General features: G+C 72.5%; 14 protein-coding genes. 4 read left to right on the top strand and 10 right to left on the bottom strand.

Features of this window, described 5'->3' with window-relative positions:
• Positions 1 to 42 precede the first annotated feature (42 nt).
• Positions 43 to 702 carry a maltokinase N-terminal cap-like domain-containing protein gene (locus ACZ4Z2_RS02970; protein ID WP_468071726.1) on the top strand — a complete coding sequence of 220 codons (660 nt, stop codon included), beginning with the start codon at positions 43 to 45 and terminating at the stop codon, positions 700 to 702.
• Positions 703 to 839: 137 nt separating this feature from the next.
• On the opposite strand, the gene ACZ4Z2_RS02965 is transcribed toward ACZ4Z2_RS02970, so the two are convergent.
• Positions 840 to 1,883, bottom strand: coding sequence for a glycoside hydrolase family 5 protein (locus ACZ4Z2_RS02965; protein WP_468071724.1), 1,044 nt, complete (start codon positions 1,881 to 1,883; stop codon positions 840 to 842).
• 670 nt (positions 1,884 to 2,553) lie between these two features.
• Between ACZ4Z2_RS02965 and ACZ4Z2_RS02960 the strand changes: the two genes are divergently transcribed.
• Positions 2,554 to 3,561 carry an isopenicillin N synthase family dioxygenase gene (locus ACZ4Z2_RS02960; RefSeq protein ID WP_468071722.1) on the top strand — a complete coding sequence of 336 codons (1,008 nt, stop codon included), beginning with the start codon at positions 2,554 to 2,556 and terminating at the stop codon, positions 3,559 to 3,561.
• A 37-nt stretch (positions 3,562 to 3,598) separates the two neighbouring features.
• Here ACZ4Z2_RS02960 and ACZ4Z2_RS02955 read toward each other — a convergent pair whose 3' ends face one another.
• Positions 3,599 to 4,699: a citrate synthase 2 gene (locus ACZ4Z2_RS02955; protein WP_468071720.1), complete on the bottom strand. Its 1,101-nt coding sequence runs from the start codon at positions 4,697 to 4,699 to the stop codon at positions 3,599 to 3,601.
• Positions 4,700 to 4,932: 233 nt separating this feature from the next.
• On the opposite strand from ACZ4Z2_RS02955, the gene pdxH reads away from it, so the two are divergent.
• Positions 4,933 to 5,562, top strand: coding sequence for a pyridoxamine 5'-phosphate oxidase (gene pdxH, locus ACZ4Z2_RS02950; RefSeq protein WP_468072316.1), 630 nt, complete (start codon positions 4,933 to 4,935; stop codon positions 5,560 to 5,562).
• Here pdxH and ACZ4Z2_RS02945 read toward each other — a convergent pair.
• From ACZ4Z2_RS02945 to ACZ4Z2_RS02915, 7 genes are all read right to left on the bottom strand, one after another.
• On the bottom strand, positions 5,552 to 6,250 hold the full coding sequence (locus ACZ4Z2_RS02945; RefSeq protein WP_468071718.1) for a TetR/AcrR family transcriptional regulator: 699 nt from the start codon (positions 6,248 to 6,250) through the stop codon (positions 5,552 to 5,554). The genes pdxH and ACZ4Z2_RS02945 overlap by 11 nt on opposite strands.
• Positions 6,247 to 6,996, bottom strand: a complete 750-nt coding sequence (locus ACZ4Z2_RS02940; RefSeq protein ID WP_468071716.1) for an enoyl-CoA hydratase family protein — start codon at positions 6,994 to 6,996, stop codon at positions 6,247 to 6,249. Before ACZ4Z2_RS02940 ends, ACZ4Z2_RS02945 begins: the two co-directional genes overlap by 4 nt.
• 80 nt (positions 6,997 to 7,076) lie before the next feature.
• Entirely contained in the window at positions 7,077 to 8,210 is a 1,134-nt protein-coding gene (locus ACZ4Z2_RS02935) for an acyl-CoA dehydrogenase family protein (protein ID WP_468071714.1), read from the bottom strand.
• Positions 8,211 to 8,292: 82 nt separating this feature from the next.
• Positions 8,293 to 10,140 (bottom strand): acetyl/propionyl/methylcrotonyl-CoA carboxylase subunit alpha, encoded by a 1,848-nt coding sequence (locus ACZ4Z2_RS02930; protein WP_468071712.1) that lies wholly within the window; start codon positions 10,138 to 10,140, stop codon positions 8,293 to 8,295.
• An 8-nt stretch (positions 10,141 to 10,148) separates the two neighbouring features.
• Positions 10,149 to 11,747, bottom strand: coding sequence for an acyl-CoA carboxylase subunit beta (locus tag ACZ4Z2_RS02925; protein WP_468071710.1), 1,599 nt, complete (start codon positions 11,745 to 11,747; stop codon positions 10,149 to 10,151).
• A gap of 73 nt (positions 11,748 to 11,820) precedes the next feature.
• Entirely contained in the window at positions 11,821 to 13,500 is a 1,680-nt protein-coding gene (locus ACZ4Z2_RS02920) for an acyclic terpene utilization AtuA family protein (protein WP_468071708.1), read from the bottom strand.
• Entirely contained in the window at positions 13,497 to 14,297 is an 801-nt protein-coding gene (locus ACZ4Z2_RS02915; RefSeq protein ID WP_468071706.1) for a TIGR03084 family metal-binding protein, read from the bottom strand. The genes ACZ4Z2_RS02920 and ACZ4Z2_RS02915 overlap by 4 nt, the downstream gene beginning before the upstream one ends.
• 188 nt (positions 14,298 to 14,485) lie before the next feature.
• Between ACZ4Z2_RS02915 and ACZ4Z2_RS02910 the strand changes: the two genes are divergently transcribed.
• A complete protein-coding gene (locus ACZ4Z2_RS02910) occupies positions 14,486 to 15,472 on the top strand; it encodes an EamA family transporter (RefSeq protein WP_468071704.1) in 987 nt (328 codons plus the stop codon).
• A gap of 88 nt (positions 15,473 to 15,560) precedes the next feature.
• Here the strand turns inward: ACZ4Z2_RS02910 and ACZ4Z2_RS02905 are convergent, their stop codons facing one another.
• Complete coding sequence (locus ACZ4Z2_RS02905; RefSeq protein ID WP_468071702.1) at positions 15,561 to 16,109, bottom strand: GNAT family N-acetyltransferase; 549 nt, start codon at positions 16,107 to 16,109, stop codon at positions 15,561 to 15,563.
• Positions 16,110 to 16,337 lie beyond the last annotated feature (228 nt).

Here is a 16,337-nt window from a genome sequence, read left to right as displayed (position 1 = left end):
AAACGTTCGCGTGCGGGTGGTGGATGGACAGAGGATTGGGGGATGGCGATCATTCACCGCACCACTCTCACGCCCACCAAGCTCGAACTCCTCGCCACCTGGCTGCCCGGACGCCCGTGGTACAAGGGCGGCGAGGGCGAGCCCCGGCTGGCCAAGGCCGGAGGGTTCCGGCTCGACGACCCGGAAGGCGAGGTCGGCATCGAGTTCATGCTGGCCACCGACACCGCCGGCCCCGAACCCGTCCACTACCTCGTGCCCCTCACCTACCGCGGCGCCCCCCTCGACGGCGCCGAACACGCCCTGATCGGCACCACGGAGCACGGCGTACTCGGCACCCGCTGGGTCTACGACGGCTGCCACGACCCCGTGCTCGTCACGGAACTCCTCGCTCTCCTCGACGGCCGCGCGCAGGCCCAGGCCCAGAGCCTCACCGACAGCCCGGACCACGAGATCGTCCACTCCTACACGGGCGCATCGCCCCTGCCCCCGGCCCCGGACGCGCCCTCCGCCGAGGACGACGAGGACGCCACGAGCATCGCCGTGGCGCCGGGCCTCGTCCTCCGGCTGCACCGGACCCCGCGGCCCGCGCCGGACGCCGTGGCCGACCGCCCCGAGGGCGCGCTGGGACACGTCACCGGCCCCTGGGACCTCCCGAACGGGGACCGCGCCCGCGCCGTCCTCGCCGTCCTGCACGGCGGCTGAGCCCGGCCGGCCCCGCGGCGGCGGAGCGGGGTTCCGTCGGGCACGCGTCTTCCGGGCCCGGTCGCCCAAGGCGCCGGACCCGGAAGGGAGCCACCACCGGCGTCGCCGCTGCTGTCAGCGCCGGTGCCGGGTCGTGGTCACTGCTTCCACGCCCAGTGCAGACGGTCCAGTCCGCTCTGGTTGTTCACCGTCAGGCTGAGGCGGGTGCCCGTGCCCTGGAGGGTGGTCAGGGAGTACGTGTCGCCGTTGCGCAGACCCGGCCAGTAGACCGACCCCAGGCCCAGCTCCCGGATGGTGTCGGTCGCGGCCTGGATGTACGCGACCTCGTTGGAGCCGCCCACGGGGCCGTTGTAGTCCAGGCCGGTCGTCATGGAGGCACCGAACTCGTCGAGGATCGTGCGCGAGGCACACGTGCCGATGCGCTCCTTGAAGTCCGCCTTCCACTGGTCGACGCTCGTCCAGTCCGTGTGCCAGAAGCCGTAGTTGTGCAGCGCGATACGGGTGCCGTCCAGCCGGCTGTCGGCGCACACCGGCTTGACGTCCTCGCTGTACTTGACGCCGCCGATGAGGATCCGGTCACGCGGCACGAAGCGGTGCGTCCTGACCCAGCGCGCGGCGACGTCGCGCCACTCCTGCGAGGTGTAGCCGAACGGCTCGTTCATCGGCTCGAAGTACACCTTGGAGTTGCCCGCGTACGACGACGTGATCCGCGCCCACATACGGTCCCAGGCGGCCTGGTCGTCGATCTTGCCGTCCTTGGCGTTGTCGGCCTCCCAGTACCCCAGGATGACCTTGAAGCCCTGGGCGGTGGCGGCGTCGATCGCGCCCCGGTACGACTTCCAGAACGGGCCGTTGACGGAGGTCGGGTTGACGGGCAGGCGCACCGTGTTGGCGCCGAGCTTCTTGAACCCGCCGATGATCGCCCGGGACTTGGCGTAGGTGGTGGCGTAGCTGTCGGACGTGGACAGGCCCGAGGGCACCACCGCGTCGTCGGCGTAGTTGTCCCGCGGATCGGCCCAGTTGACGCCCTTGAAGGCGCTCACCGGGAGAACGGCCTTGGTGGTGGAGGAGCCGGACGCGGAAGCGGCGGACGCCGGGGCGGCGAGGGCCCCGCCGAACACCGTGGCACCGGCCAGCAACGCCCCCAGACAAGCGGTCCCGCGATGGTTCTTTCGTGGCACGACATCCCTTTCTGGGCAGTTGCGTCCGCGAACCCCAGCAGCAGGTCGGCGGCTCTGTGGCTCCCGCAACGTAGAAGAGACCTCAAACAGAGGTCAACACATCAGCACACCAAATCTCACCAAGAACCGAGAACAACGTCGCGGCCGAGAGGCGGGAAAATTCCTCGGAAAATCACTTGAGCGTCCGCGGACCCTCTTCTTAGTGTGTGCGGTACACGAGAAGGGAGGTGGTTCGGCAGATGTATGACAACCGGACGCGTGAGGTGGCTGCGGGCTAGCGGCCCGGCACCACGCACAGTGCGGTGCCGGACCCGCGCGTGATCGCACGCGCAGCCGGCCCAATCTCAAGCAGTCACCCGACCCGTGGGCTCGCCGGTACGTCCGGCCGGCTTTCTCTTCCTTTGGAAGAGGGACCTGAGCCCGCGGGTCGTCTGCGTTTGTGGGGGGCGGAGTACTCTGAGGGCATGGTTCTGATGCTTGTTCGACGCCGGCACGTGGATTTCGTGCGCGTCACGAGCATGGGCTGTCGGCGTTCCGCCTGAGATCAGCCGTGTCGGCCGTTTCTGTCGGCCTGTTCCTCTCTGCTTTGCCGCCCTTCCCCCTGGCACCCGTGGCCCCGCCCCACCCTCGGCGGTGGCCAGGGCTCCCGTACACCCTGCGGACGTGTCTCATGATGTATCAGCAGCTTCCCATCATCGATCTCTCGGCGGCCGGTCGCGGGCCCGAGGCGCGCGGGCTGTTGCACGCGCAGTTGCACAGCGCGGCGCACGACGTGGGGTTCTTCCAGCTCGTCGGGCACGGGGTGGAACAGGCCGAGATCGAGCGGCTGACCAGGGTGATGCGGGAGTTCTTCGCGTTGCCCGAGGAGGAGCGGCTCGCCCTGGACAACGTGCGGTCGCCGCACTTCCGGGGGTACACGCGCACCGGGGACGAGCGGACCGGCGGCCGGCGGGACTGGCGGGACCAGCTGGACGTGGGTGCCGAGCGGGCGGCCCGGGTGCCGGGGGACGGGGAGCCCGCGTACTGGTGGTTGCAGGGGCCCAATCAGTGGCCGGAGTCGCTGCCCGAGCTGCGGGAGGTCGCGCTGGGGTGGATCGACCGGCTGAGCGGGGTCGCCGACCGGCTGCTGCGGGAGCTGCTGGTGTCGATCGGGGCTCCGGCGGACTTCTACGCGTCGGTCTTCGGGGAGTGGGCGCATCCGCATCTGAAGCTGGTGCGGTACCCGGGCAGCGCCGGGGACGGGGCCGGCCAGGGGGTGGGGGCCCACAAGGACTACGGGTTCCTGACGCTGCTGCTCCAGGACCAGGTGGGCGGGTTGCAGGTGGAGCGGGAGGACGGGCTGTTCCACGAGGTGCCGCCCATTCCGGGGGCGTTCGTGGTGAACCTCGGGGAGCTGCTGGAGGTGGCCACCAACGGGTATCTGGTGGCGACCAACCACCGGGTGGTGAGCCCGCCCGGGGCGACCGAGCGGTTCTCGGTGCCGTTCTTCTACAACCCCCGGCTCGACGCGCGGATAGAGCCGCTGGTCTTCCCGTACGCCTCGACCGCGCCGGGGGTGACGGACGACCCGGGCAATCCGCTGTTCGCGGAGTACGGGTTCAACGAGCTGAAGGGGAAGCTGCGGGCGCATCCGCTGGTGGCGGAGCGGCATCACGCGGGGCTGCTCAGCCCCGCGTGAGTCCCGTGAGTCCCCGGCGCTGCCGGGGGCTGCCGTGTCAGTGCGCGATGTCCTCGTAGCCCTCGATCTCGCGGGGGCTGCGGGGGCCGGGGCCGGTGTAGCGGGCGGAGGGGCGCACGAGGCGGCCGGTGCGCTTCTGTTCGAGGATGTGCGCGGACCAGCCGGCCGTGCGGGCGCAGGTGAACATCGAGGTGAACATGTGCGCCGGGACCTCGGCGAAGTCGAGGACGATGGCGGCCCAGAACTCGACGTTCGTGGCGAGGACGCGGTCGGGCCGGCGGGCGTGGAGTTCGGCGAGCGCGGCCTTCTCCAGGGCTTCGGCGACCTCGAAGCGGGGGGCGCCCAGCTCGCGGGCGGTGCGGCGCAGGACGCGGGCGCGGGGGTCCTCGGCGCGGTAGACGCGGTGGCCGAAGCCCATGAGGCGTTCGCCCTTGTCGAGGGCGCGCTTGACGTAGGCGTCGGCGTCGCCGGTGCGTTCGATCTCCTCGATCATGCCGAGGACGCGGGAGGGGGCGCCGCCGTGGAGGGGGCCGGACATGGCTCCGACCGCGCCGGAGAGGGCGGCCGCCACGTCCGCGCCGGTGGAGGCGATGACGCGGGCCGTGAAGGTGGAGGCGTTCATGCCGTGCTCGGCGGCGCTCGTCCAGTAGGCGTCGACGGCGGCGACGTGCTTGGGGTCGGGTTCGCCGCGCCAGCGGATCATGAAGCGTTCGACGACGGACTGGGCCTTGTCGATCTCGCGCTGCGGGACCATGGGCAGGCCCTGGCCGCGGGCGGACTGGGCGACGTAGGACAGGGCCATGACGGCGGCGCGGGCGAGGTCCGCGCGGGCCTGCTCCTCGTCGATGTCGAGGAGGGGTTTGAGGCCCCAGACGGGGGCGAGCATGGCGAGGGCGGACTGGACGTCGACGCGGATGTCGCCGGAGTGGACGGGGATGGGGAAGGGTTCGGCGGGGGGCAGGCCGGGGCGGAAGGCGCCGTCGACGAGCAGGCCCCAGACGTTGCCGAAGGAGACGTGGCCGACGAGGTCCTCGATGTCGACGCCGCGGTAGCGGAGTGCGCCGCCTTCCTTGTCCGGTTCGGCGATCTCCGTCTCGAACGCGACGACTCCTTCGAGACCGGGTACGAAGTCGGACATCAGGCGGCTCCTCGTGATGTGTGCGACAGGGGGATCGGCTGTTCGGGGGTCCCTCCAGAATGTTCCTGCACGATACGCCTGAGTGCCATGTTTGGGGAGGGTGTGCGGCACTCAGTGCCACAAGCGGGCGGGGAGCGGTCGGGCGGGCCGTCGGTCGGCGGCGGCCGTGGGCGATACGGCAGGATGACCATGTGAACGATCCCGGTCTGGAGCCCGTGCCCGATCCCGCCGCGATGCGCAAGCAGTACCGGGCCGACGGGCTCGACGAGAGCGAGCTGGCCGCCTCTCCGATGGAGCAGTTCGGGCGGTGGTTCCTGGAGGCCGCGCAGGAGGGCGGGCTGTTCGAGCCGAACGCGATGGTGGTGTCGACGGCGGACGCGCAGGGGCACCCGAGTTCTCGTACGGTGCTGATGAAGGCGTACGACGAGCGGGGCTTCGTGTTCTACACGAACTACGACTCCCGCAAGGGGCGTGATCTGGCGGAGAACCCCCATGTGTCGCTGGTCTTCCCGTGGCACGCGATCGCCCGGCAGGTGATCGTGACGGGGACGGCGCGGCGGACGGGCCGGGACGAGACGGCGGCGTACTTCCGGGTGCGGCCGCACGGGTCGCAGCTGGGGGCGTGGGCGAGCGCGCAGTCCTCGGTGATCTCGTCGCGGGCGGAGCTGGACGCCGCGTACGCGGAGCTGAACGCCCGGTACCCGGAGGGCGAGCGGGTGCCGGTGCCGCCGCACTGGGGCGGTTTCCGGGTGGTGCCGACGAGTGTGGAGTTCTGGCAGGGGCGGTACAACCGGCTGCACGACCGGCTGCGGTACGTGGCGCTGCCGGACGGGTCGTGGCGGGTGGAGCGGCTCAGTCCGTAGACGGACGGGTCTCTCGGTCCAGGACCTCGTCGAGGAGTGCGGCCCATTGGGCGACGACCTTGTCGCGGCGGCCGGTGTCGTCGGTGAGGAGGTTGGCGAGGCCGAGGCCGCGGGCCATGTCGAGCAGGCCCTGGACGGTTTCGCGGACGCCGGGGACGGTCTCGTCGGCGCGCAGCAGGTCGACGGCGATGCGGTGGGTCTCGCGGCCGACGCGGGCTTCGAGTTCGGTGACGCGGGGGCGGAGCTGGTCCTCGTTGGAGGCGGCGACCCACAGGTGGAGGGCGGCCCGGAAGAGGGGGCCGGTGTAGAGGTCGACGAGGGCGGCGACGACGGCGCGGCGGTCGGCGGGGCCGTCGGGGAAGAGGTCGCGCAGGGCGAGGGAGCGTTCCTCGGCGACGTATTCGACGGCGGCGGTGAAGAGGTCCTCGCGGGTGCGGAAGTGGTGCTGGGCGGCGCCCCGGGAGACGCCGGCGCGTTCGGCGACGACGGAGACGGTGGAGCCGGCCCAGCCGTGTTCGGCGAGGCAGGAGACGGCGGCTTCGAGGAGCCGTTTGCGGGTGACACGGCTGCGGTCCTGCTTGGGGCCGCGTTCGGCGACGGCGGCCGTGTCCGCGGACGCGGTGTCCCGGCCCGCCGCGTCCGCCGTCGTGTCGTTGGAACTGTCCGTCGAGGTATCCGCCGTGCTCACAGCACCCATCCCGGTTCCCGTCCTTCGAGGAAGGCCGTCATGCCCTCACGGGCGTCGTCGGAGTCGAACAGCCGGGACGAGAGCCGGGTCAGTTCGCGCGCGTCCAGGTCGAAGTTCTCCAGCACCTTAGCCGTGAGCAGGCGTTTCGTTTCCGTCAGGGCCCTCGGTGCGGCTCGGCGCAGTCCGTCGAGGACGGGTTCGAGTACGGCGTCGACGTCGGGGCCGGTGGCGGTGAGCAGGCCGATGCGGGCGGCTTCGCCGGGGCCGAACCGTTCGCCGCTGAGGTAGTGGCGGGCGAGGGCGCGGGGGTCGGTGCGGGGGCGCAGGGTGAGGGAGATGACGGCGGGGGCGACGCCGATGCGGACCTCGGTGAAGGCGAAGGTGGCGTCGGGTCCGGCGGCGGTGATGTCGCAGGCGCCGAGGAGGCCGAGGCCGCCGGCGCGGACGTGGCCGGTGACGCGGGCGACGACCGGTTTGGGCAGCTCGACGATCCCGCGGAGGAGTCCGACGAGGGCGTCGGGCCCGGGGGGCCGGCGCAGGTCGGCGCCCGCGCAGAAGGTGGTGCCGGTGTGGGTGAGGAGGACGGCGCGGGTGGTGTCGTCCTTGCCGCAGTGGGCGAGGGCCTCGGACAGGTCGCGTACGAGGTCGGCGGAGAGGGCGTTGCGGTTGGCCGGGGAGTCGAGGGTGAGGGTGGTGATGCCGCGGTGGTGCGCGGTGCGTACGAGGGGCTGGGGTGTGTCCGTCACAGGCGCTCCCTGAGTGCTCGGCTGCTCCTGGCAGTACGGCTGGTGTCGGCTGCGGCGTGCGCGGCTGGGCTCCGGGAGGCTCAGTAGGACTTCGGCAGGCCGAGGGTCTGGTGGGAGACGTAGTTGAGGATCATCTCCCGGCTGACGGGGGCGATCCGGGACACCCGTGCGGCGGTGATCAGTGAGGCGAGGCCGAACTCGCGGGTGAGGCCGTTGCCGCCGAGGGTGTGCACGGCCTGGTCGACGGCCTTCACACACGCCTCCCCCGCCGCGTACTTCGCCATGTTGGCGGCCTCGCCGGCGCCCGCGTCGTCGCCGCTGTCGTAGAGGTGGGCCGCCTTCTGCATCATCAGGCGGGCCAGTTCGAGTTCGATGTGGGACTGGGCGAGGGGGTGCGCTATGGCCTGGTGGGCGCCGATGGGCTGACGCCACACGGTGCGCTCGCGGGCGTACTCGACGGCCTTCGCGAGGGCGTGGCGGGCCATGCCGATGGCGAACGCGGCGGTCATGATGCGTTCGGGGTTGAGGCCGGCGAAGAGCTGGAGCAGGCCGGCGTTCTCGTCGCCGACCAGGGCGTCGGCCGGGAGCCTGAGGTCGTCGAAGGTCAGCTCGAACTGCTTCTCGGCGGCGCGGAGTTCCATGTCGATCTGCCGGTACTCGAAGCCGGGGGTGTCCCGGGGGACGATGAACAAACAGGGTTTGAGGGTGCCGGTGCGGGCGTCCTCGGTGCGGCCGACGATGAGGGTGGCGTCGGCCTTGTCGACGCCGGAGATGAAGACCTTGCGGCCGGTGAGCAGCCAGTCGGCGCCGTCGCGGCGGGCGGTGGTGGTGATGCGGTGGCTGTTGGAGCCGGCGTCGGGTTCGGTGATGCCGAAGGCCATGGTGCGGGTGCCGTCCGCCAGGGCGGGGAGCCATGCGGTCTTCTGGGCGTCGGTGCCGAAGCGGGCGATGACGGTGCCGCAGATGGCGGGGGACACGACCATCATGAGCAGGGGGCAGCCGGCGGCGCCGAGTTCTTCGAGGACGATGGAGAGTTCGGCGATTCCGCCGCCGCCTCCGCCGTATGCCTCCGGCAGGTTGACGCCGAGGTAGCCGAGCTTGGCGGCGTCGTCCCAGAGGGCCTCCGGGGTGAAGTCGCGGCCGTGGCGTTTGCCCAGGGCGGCTACGGCGGCTCGTAGGGCTTGGTGTTCTTCGGATTCGATCACGGGGGACATGGGGGCTCCTCAGGGGGTGGGTCCTACGGACGTCAGGAGACTGCGGCTGCGTCGGGGTTGTTCGCGCAGTTCCCCGCGCCCCTTACGTCGGCTGCACCACCGCCAGCAACATGCCGGGCTCCACCTGTTGTCCGACCACCACGTGCAGGGCCGTCAGGGTTCCCGGTGCCGGTGCGGTGATCCGGTGCTCCATCTTCATCGCCTCCAGCCAGAGGAGGGGTTGGCCCGCCTCGACCGGGGTGCCCGGTCTGGCGTTGTCGGCGAGGCGGACGACTGTTCCGGGCATGGGGGCCAGGAGGGAGCCGGCGGCCTGGGTGGCGGTGGGGTCGGGGAAGCGGGGCAGGGCCCTCAGCTCGGTGGTGTTGACGTAGCGGGTGTCGCCGCAGCGGGTCACCTCGTACGTCCGGCGGATGCCGTCGGCTTCGAGGACGACCCGGTCGGCGTCGGCGTGGACGACCGTCACGCCGTCGGCGGCCAGGCCAGTCCTGGTGTGGCGGTACGTCACCTCGTGTTCCTCACCGGCGAGTGCGTAGCGCCTGGTGTGGGGCCGGGAGGGGAGGTTGCGCCAGCCGCCGAAGCGGGGGTCGCCGTGGGCGCGCGCGTCGGCGAGGGCGGCGGCCAGGGGAGCGTGCGGGTCGGGGGCGGGGGCGGTGAGGTGGGGCAGGTGGCGGTCGTAGAAGGCCGTGGTCATGCGGGCCGTCGTGAACTCGTCGTGGCGCAGGGAGCGGATCAGCAGGGCCCGGTTGGTGGTGGGGCCGTGGATGGTGGCGCGGTCCAGGGCTCCGGCCAGCTTGCGGACGGCCTCGGCGCGGGTGGGCGCGTGGGCGACGACCTTGGCGATCATCGGGTCGTAGTGGACGCCGATCTCGTCGCCGTCGGTGTACCCGGTGTCGAGGCGGACGCCGTCCGGGACGGTCAGCCGGTGCAGGGTGCCGGTCTGGGGAGTCCAGCCGGTGGCGGGGTCCTCGGCGTAGAGGCGGGCCTCGACGGCATGGCCGTGCGCGGCCGGAGGTTCGGGCGGCAGGGCGGCGCCCTCGGCGACGCGGAGCTGTTCGGCGACCAGGTCGAGGCCGAACACGGCCTCCGTCACCGGGTGTTCGACCTGGAGGCGGGTGTTCATCTCCAGGAAGTGGGCGCGGCCGTCGGCGACGAGGAACTCGACGGTTCCGGCGCCGACGTAGGAGACGGCGTGCGCGGCGCGTACGGCGAGGGTGCGCAGTTCGGCTTCGAGGCGCTCCGGGAGGCCGGGGGCGGGGGCTTCCTCGATGACCTTCTGGTGGCGGCGCTGGAGGGAGCAGTCGCGGGTGCCGAGGGCCCAGACGGTTCCGTGGGTGTCGGCGAGGATCTGCACCTCGACGTGGCGGCCGTCCTCGACGTACGGCTCGACGAACACCTCGCCGTCGCCGAAGGCGCTCGTGGCCTCGGTGCGGGCGGCCTCCAGGGCGGCGTCGAGGTCGTCGAGGCGGCGGACGACGCGCATGCCGCGGCCGCCGCCGCCCGCTGCGGCCTTCACCAGGACCGGGAGGTCGGCCTCGGTGACCTCGGTGAGGGGGGCGAGGCCCATGAGCTGTTTGGCGCGGGTCTTCGACGCCATGGCCTCGATCGCCTCGGGGGGCGGGCCGATCCAGGTGAGGCCGGCGTCGAGGACGGCGCGGGCGAAGTCGGCGTTCTCGGAGAGGAAGCCGTAGCCGGGGTGGACGGCGTCCGCGCCGGCGGCGAGGGCGGCCTTCACGACGAGGTCGCCGCGCAGGTAGGTGTCGGCGTGGGCCGCGCCCGGGAGGCGTACGGCCTGGTCGGCGACGCGTGTGTGCAGGGCGGTGTCGTCGGCGTCGGAGTGCACGGCGACGGTGCGGATGCCCAGCTCACGGCAGGTGCGGAAGATCCGGCAGGCGATCTCGCCCCGGTTGGCGACGAGCACTGAAGTGATCACGTGGTCCCTCACATCCGGAAGACGCCGAAGCCGCCGCGGGCGCCCTCGTAGGGGGCGGTGTGGATGGCCGACAGACACAGGCCGAGGACGGTGCGGGTGTCGCGCGGGTCGATGACGCCGTCGTCGTACAGCCGCCCGGACAGGAACATGGGCAGCGACTCGGACTCGATCTGCCGCTCCACCATGGCGCGCAGCGCGGCGTCGGCGTCCTCGTCGTACGGGTGGCCCTTGGCGGCGGCCGACTGCCGGGCGACGATCGACAGGACACCGGCGAGCTGCTGCGGGCCCATGACGGCGGACTTGGCGCTGGGCCAGGCGAAGAGGAAGCGGGGGTCGTAGGCGCGGCCGCACATGCCGTAGTGGCCGGCGCCGTAGGAGGCGCCCAGCAGGACCGACAGGTGCGGGACCTTCGAGTTGCTGACCGCGTTGATCATCATCGCGCCGTGCTTGATGATGCCGCCCTGCTCGTACTCCTTGCCGACCATGTAGCCGGTGGTGTTGTGGAGGAACAGCAGCGGGATGTCGCGCTGGTTGGCGAGCTGGATGAACTGGGCGGCCTTCTGCGACTCCGCGCTGAACAGCACCCCTTGGGCGTTGGCGAGGATGCCGACGGGATAGCCGTGGAGGGTGGCCCAGCCGGTGGTGAGGCTGGTGCCGTAGAGGGGCTTGAACTCGTCGAAGTCGGAGGCGTCGACGATCCGGGCGATGATTTCGCGAGGGTCGAAGGGCACCTTCGGGTCGGCCGGGACGATGCCCAGCAGGTCCTCCGCGTCGTATTTCGGGGGCTCGGCGGGTCCGGGGTCGGGGTGGGCCTTGCGGTGGTTGAGGCGGGCGACGACACGGCGGGCCTGGCGCAGGGCGTCGTGCTCGTCGACGGCGAACTGGTCGGCGAGGCCCGACACGCGCGCGTGCATCTCGGCGCCGCCGAGGGACTCGTCGTCGCTCTCCTCGCCGGTGGCCATCTTCACCAGCGGCGGGCCGCCGAGGAACACCTTCGCCCGCTCCTTGACCATGATCACGTGGTCGGACATGCCGGGGACGTAGGCGCCGCCCGCGGTGGAGTTGCCGAAGACGACGGCGATGGTGGGGATGCCGGCGGCGGACAGCCGGGTGAGGTCGCGGAAGATGGCGCCGCCCGGGATGAAGATCTCCTTCTGGGAGGGCAGGTCGGCGCCGCCGGACTCGACGAGGCTGATGCAGGGCAGCCGGTTGGCGAGGGCGATGTCGTTGGCGCGCAGGGCCTTCTTCAGGGACCAGGGGTTGGAGGCGCCGCCGCGTACGGTCGGGTCGTTGGCGGTGATCAGGCACTCCACGCCCTCGACGACGCCGATGCCGGTGACGAGGGAGGCGCCCACCGTGTAGTCGCTGCCCCAGGCGGCCAGCGGGGACAGCTCCAGGAAGGGCGTGTCCGGGTCGAGGAGCAGTTCGACGCGTTCGCGGGCGAGCAGCTTGCCGCGTCCCCGGTGCCGGGCGACGTACTTCTCGCCGCCGCCCGCGAGGGCCTTGGCGTGCTCGGCGTCGAGTTCGGCGAGCTTGGCGAGCATCGCCTCGCGGTTCGCGATGTGGTCGGGGTCGCCCGGGTCGAGGGCGGAGGCGAGGACGGTCACCGGCGCGCCTCCGAAGGGGCGGGGCGGACCTCCGGTAGTACGGCGGGCTCCGGTGGGGCAGGGCGGCGGGCGGTCACAGGAGTACCTCCGGGATGTCCAGGTGGCGGGAGCGGAGCCATTCGCCGAGGGCCTTGGCCTGCGGATCGAACCGGTGCTGGGAGGCGACGCCCGCGCCGAGGATGCCCTCGACGACGAAGTTCAGGGCGCGAAGCTCCGGCAGCGCGTGGCGGGTGACGGGCAGGCCGGCGGTCTCCGGGAGGAGCGCGCGCAGCCGGTCGGTGGTGAGGGTGTGGGCGAGCCAGCGCCAGGCGTCGTCGTTACGGGCCCACAGCCCGATGTTGGCGTCGCCGCCCTTGTCGCCGCTGCGGGCCCCGGCGACCAGCCCGAGCGGCGCGCGCCGGGTCGGGAGCCCGGCCGGGAAGGGCTCCGGCAGGGGCGGTTCGTCGACGGGGCGCGGTACGAGGGTGTCGTGCGGCGGGGGTACGGGGACCCGGCGGCCGTCGTGGAGGACGGCGGTGTGCTCCACGGCCCCCTGGTCGACGTACACGTCCTCGAAGACCCCGTAGGGGGCGCCCTTCCCCGGCGGTCGCGGGACATGGAAGCCGGGGTAGCTGGCGAGGGCCAGTTCGATGGCGGCTCCGCTGAAGGCTCGGCCGACGGCCTCCGGGTCCGGGTCCCGTACGACGAGGCGGAGCAGCGCGCTGGCGGTCTCCTCGGTGGACGCGTCGGGGTGGTCGGTCCGCGCCAGCTCCCAACGCATTTCCCTGGGCGGTGACTTGGCGAGGGCGTCCGTCATCTGGGCCTTCACGACGGCGGCCTTCGCCTCGATGTCGAGGCCGGTCAGGACGAAGACGGCCTCGTTGCGGAAGCCGCCGAGCCGGTTGAGTCCGACCTTGAGGGTGGGGGGCGGTGCCTCGCCGCGTACGCCCTGGACGCGGACCCGGTCGGGGCCGTCCTGGGTGAGCCGTACGGTGTCGAGGCGGGCGGTGACGTCGGGGCCGGCGTAGCGGGCGCCGGCCGTCTCGTACAGCAACTGGGCGGTGACGGTGCCGGTGTCGACGAAGCCGCCGGTGCCGGGGTGCTTGGTGATGACACTGCTGCCGTCCTCGTGGAGTTCGGCCAGCGGGAAGCCGGGGCGGCGGATGTCGCCGTCGGTGAAGAAGGCGTAGTTGCCGCCGGTGGCCTGGGTGCCGCACTCCAGCACGTGCCCGGCGACGACGGCGCCCGCGAGGCGGTCGTACTCCGTGGGCTCCCAGCCGAAGTGGGCGGCGGCGGGCCCGGTGACGAGCGCGGCGTCCGTGACCCGGCCGGTGACGACGACGTCCGCGCCCTCCCGCAGACAGGCGGCGATGCCGAAGCCGCCGAGGTAGGCATGGGCGGCGAGGCTGCCGGGGTGCCGGGCGGTGAGGTCGTCGCCCTCGACGTGCGCGACCTTGACAGGGATTCCGAGCCGGTCCGCCAACGCCCGTACGGCGTCGGCGAGTCCGGCGGGGTTGAGGCCCCCGGCGTTGGTGACGATCCGCACCCCGCGCTCGTGGGCGAGGCCCAGGCACTCCTCCAGCTGGCGCGGGAAGGTCCGGGCGTACCCGGCGGTGGGGTCCTTCAGGCGGTCGCGGCCGAGGATGAGCATGGTCAGCTCGGCGAGGTAGTCGCCGGTGACGACGTCGAGGTCGCCGCCGGTGAGCATCTCGCGCAGGGCGTCGAAGCGGTCGCCGTAGAACCCGGAGGCGTTGCCGACGCGCAGCACGGTCATCGCGCCGCCTCCCCCGCCCCCGGCTCGCGCCCCGGTCCCGGCGGGCCGGCGAAGGCCTGGGCGATGTCCAGCCACTGGTCGGCGTCGGCGCCCTCCGCGCGCAGGGCCAGGTCGGCGCGGTGGGCGCGCTGGGTGACCAGCAGACAGAAGTCGAGCGCGGGGCCGGTGACGCGCTCGGGGGCGTCATCGGGGCCGTAGGTCCACAACGCGCCGGAGGGGGCGGCGAGTTCGACGCGGAACTCCTCGAAGGGCGGGGTCAGGGAGTGCACCCCGAAGGAGAAGTCGCGGGTGCGGACGCCGAGCCGGGCGACATGGCGGAGCCGGTCGGTGGGGACCCGGGTCACGCCCAGCGCGTCGGCGACGTCCTGGCCGTGGGCCCAGGTCTCCATCAGCCGCGCGCTCGCCATCGAGGCGGTCGACATGGGCGGCCCGAACCAGGGGTACCGCGCGCCGTCGGGGGCGGCCCGCAGCGCGTCCGCCAGGGCCTCGCGCCCGGTCCGCCAGTCCGCGAGCAGCCGGTGCGGCGGTGTGCCCGCGCCCTCCTCGGCGCCGTTGTCCACGAAGTCGCCGGGCTGGGTCAGCGCGTTCTCCACTTCGTGGGCGAAGGCCGCCTGATCGGTGACGGCGAGCAGCGCCGCACGGTCGGTCCAGGTGAGATGGGCGATCTGGTGGGCGATCGTCCAGCGGGGCGCGGGGGTCGGGAGCGCCCAGCGTTCCACGGGCAACTCGGCGACCAGGGCGTCGAGTTCAGCGCTCTCGGCACGGAGGTCGTCGATGACGGGCGTCGGGTCGGCCATGGGGGGAGGATGGCAGGGCGACCATAAACAAGCAAGCGTGCTTGCATTTTTAGTACGGGGCGGGACGGGTACCCAGAGGCGGCGTAAGCCTCAAAAGGATGTACACCCCTGTCTCGGTCCACTAGCCTGGACTGCGCAGTCATCCACAGTGAACGCATCATCTCCTCCCCCGCTCCTGGACGGCCCCCGTGACACCTCCCAGTGCTGACCGGCCCGCACCCACCCCTCCGGTGTCGACCGGCCCGTCGCCCACATCCCCCGCCCCTGCCTCGTCCTCCGCACGGGCCCGGGGTCTCGGTGCGCTCGGGCCCGTCGGGCTGGTGCTGGCCGGCGGGGTGTCGGTGCAGTTCGGCGGGGCGCTGGCGGTGACCCTGATGCCGCGGGCCGGGGCGCTCGGTGTGGTGACGCTACGGCTGGCGGTGGCCGCGCTCGTCCTGCTCGTGGTGTGCCGGCCACGGCTGCGCGGGCACTCGCGCGCCGACTGGGGCACCGTCGTGACCTTCGGCGTCACCATGGCCGCGATGAACGGCCTCTTCTACCAGTCCCTCGCCCGTATCCCCCTCGGTCCCGCCGTCACGCTGGAGGTGCTGGGCCCGCTCACCCTGTCCGTCGTCGCGTCCCGCCGCGCGGTGAACCTCGTCTGGGCCGGGCTCGCGCTGTGCGGGGTGTTCCTGCTCGGCGGCGGGGGCGGCGGCTTCGGCGACCTCGACCCGGTCGGGGTGGCGTTCGCGCTGTCCGCCGGGGCGATGTGGGCGGCGTACATCGTCTTCAGCGCCCGTACGGGCAGGCGGTTCCCGCAGGCCGACGGGCTGGCGCTGGCCATGGTGGTCGCGGCGGTGCTGTTCCTGCCGCTCGGTGTGGTGGAGTCCGGGGCCCGGCTCCTCGACCCGACGACCATGGCCCTGGGCGCCGCCGTCGCCGTGCTCTCCTCCGTCCTCCCGTACACCCTCGAACTGCTCGCGCTGCGCCGGCTGCCGTCGTCCACCTTCGCCGTCCTGATGAGCCTGGAGCCCGCGCTCGCGGCAGCCGCCGGTTTCCTCATCCTCGGCCAGGCCCTCTCCGCGACGGAGTCGCTGGCGATCGCGCTGGTGATCGGCGCGAGCATGGGGGCGGTACGGACGCAGGTGGGACGGAGGAAGGCGGCGGGGGCGGCTGCGGGGCCGGGGGCGGGATGAGGACGGGGATGAGGACGGGGATGAGAGATCATCTTCGCCGTCCGCACGCGCTGCGCGCCCTCGACGGACTGCGCGGGGCCGCCCGTGATCACGCGTCGGGGTCACGCAGGCCGACGGCGTCGTGCCGCCAGAACGGCTCCGGGTAGACCAGCGTCCCCGTCATCCACGGCTCGTACTCCGGGAGCCTGAGGACCTGGAAGGCGCCGTCCGGGATGCGCAGGGACGGCCTGCGGAAGCCCAGCCCGCCACCGGACGTGAAGCCGAAACGCGCGTAGTAGCCGGGATCGCCCTCCAGCCAGACGAGCGGGACCGCCCGTTCGGCGAGGACCCTCAGCCCCTGCCGGACCAGGGCCGAGCCGATCCCCTGCCGGTGGAACCGCGGTGCCACGCCCAGCGGGCTGAGGACGTGCACGTCGACCAGCCGCCGAGGGGCGTCGAGCAGACTGCGGGTGAACATGGCATGCCCGACGACCTGTCCCTCGTGCTCGGCGACCAGCGAGAGGCCGTGGTCGGCCGTGAGGGTGCCCCGCAGGGTGTCGACCAGGTCGGCCACGACCGGGCCATGGTCACCGAAGGCGTCCAGGTGAACGCCCCGCACGGCCTGTCCGTCGCTCGGACGTTCTTCGCGGAGATCCATTCCCGGAGGGTAGGCACCGCTGCGGCTGTGTCTCACATGATTTTGCGGCCGGGGGTCGAGGCGGCCGAAGCGGGCCTAAGTTCAATGCCGGTGACTTAGATGGTGTGTGGTCTGGAGATCGTGAGGACTGCCATGGCTGGTGGCGGCAGGTTGCGGTGTTCGGCTCGTTTGAGGGGCCAGTTGGACATCTTGCGTTTGATGACGCGGGGACTGGTCCGTTGACGCCGT

Source organism: Streptomyces sp. NPDC030183, from assembly GCF_055573455.1.
This window is presented reverse-complemented; position numbering and strand designations above follow the sequence as displayed.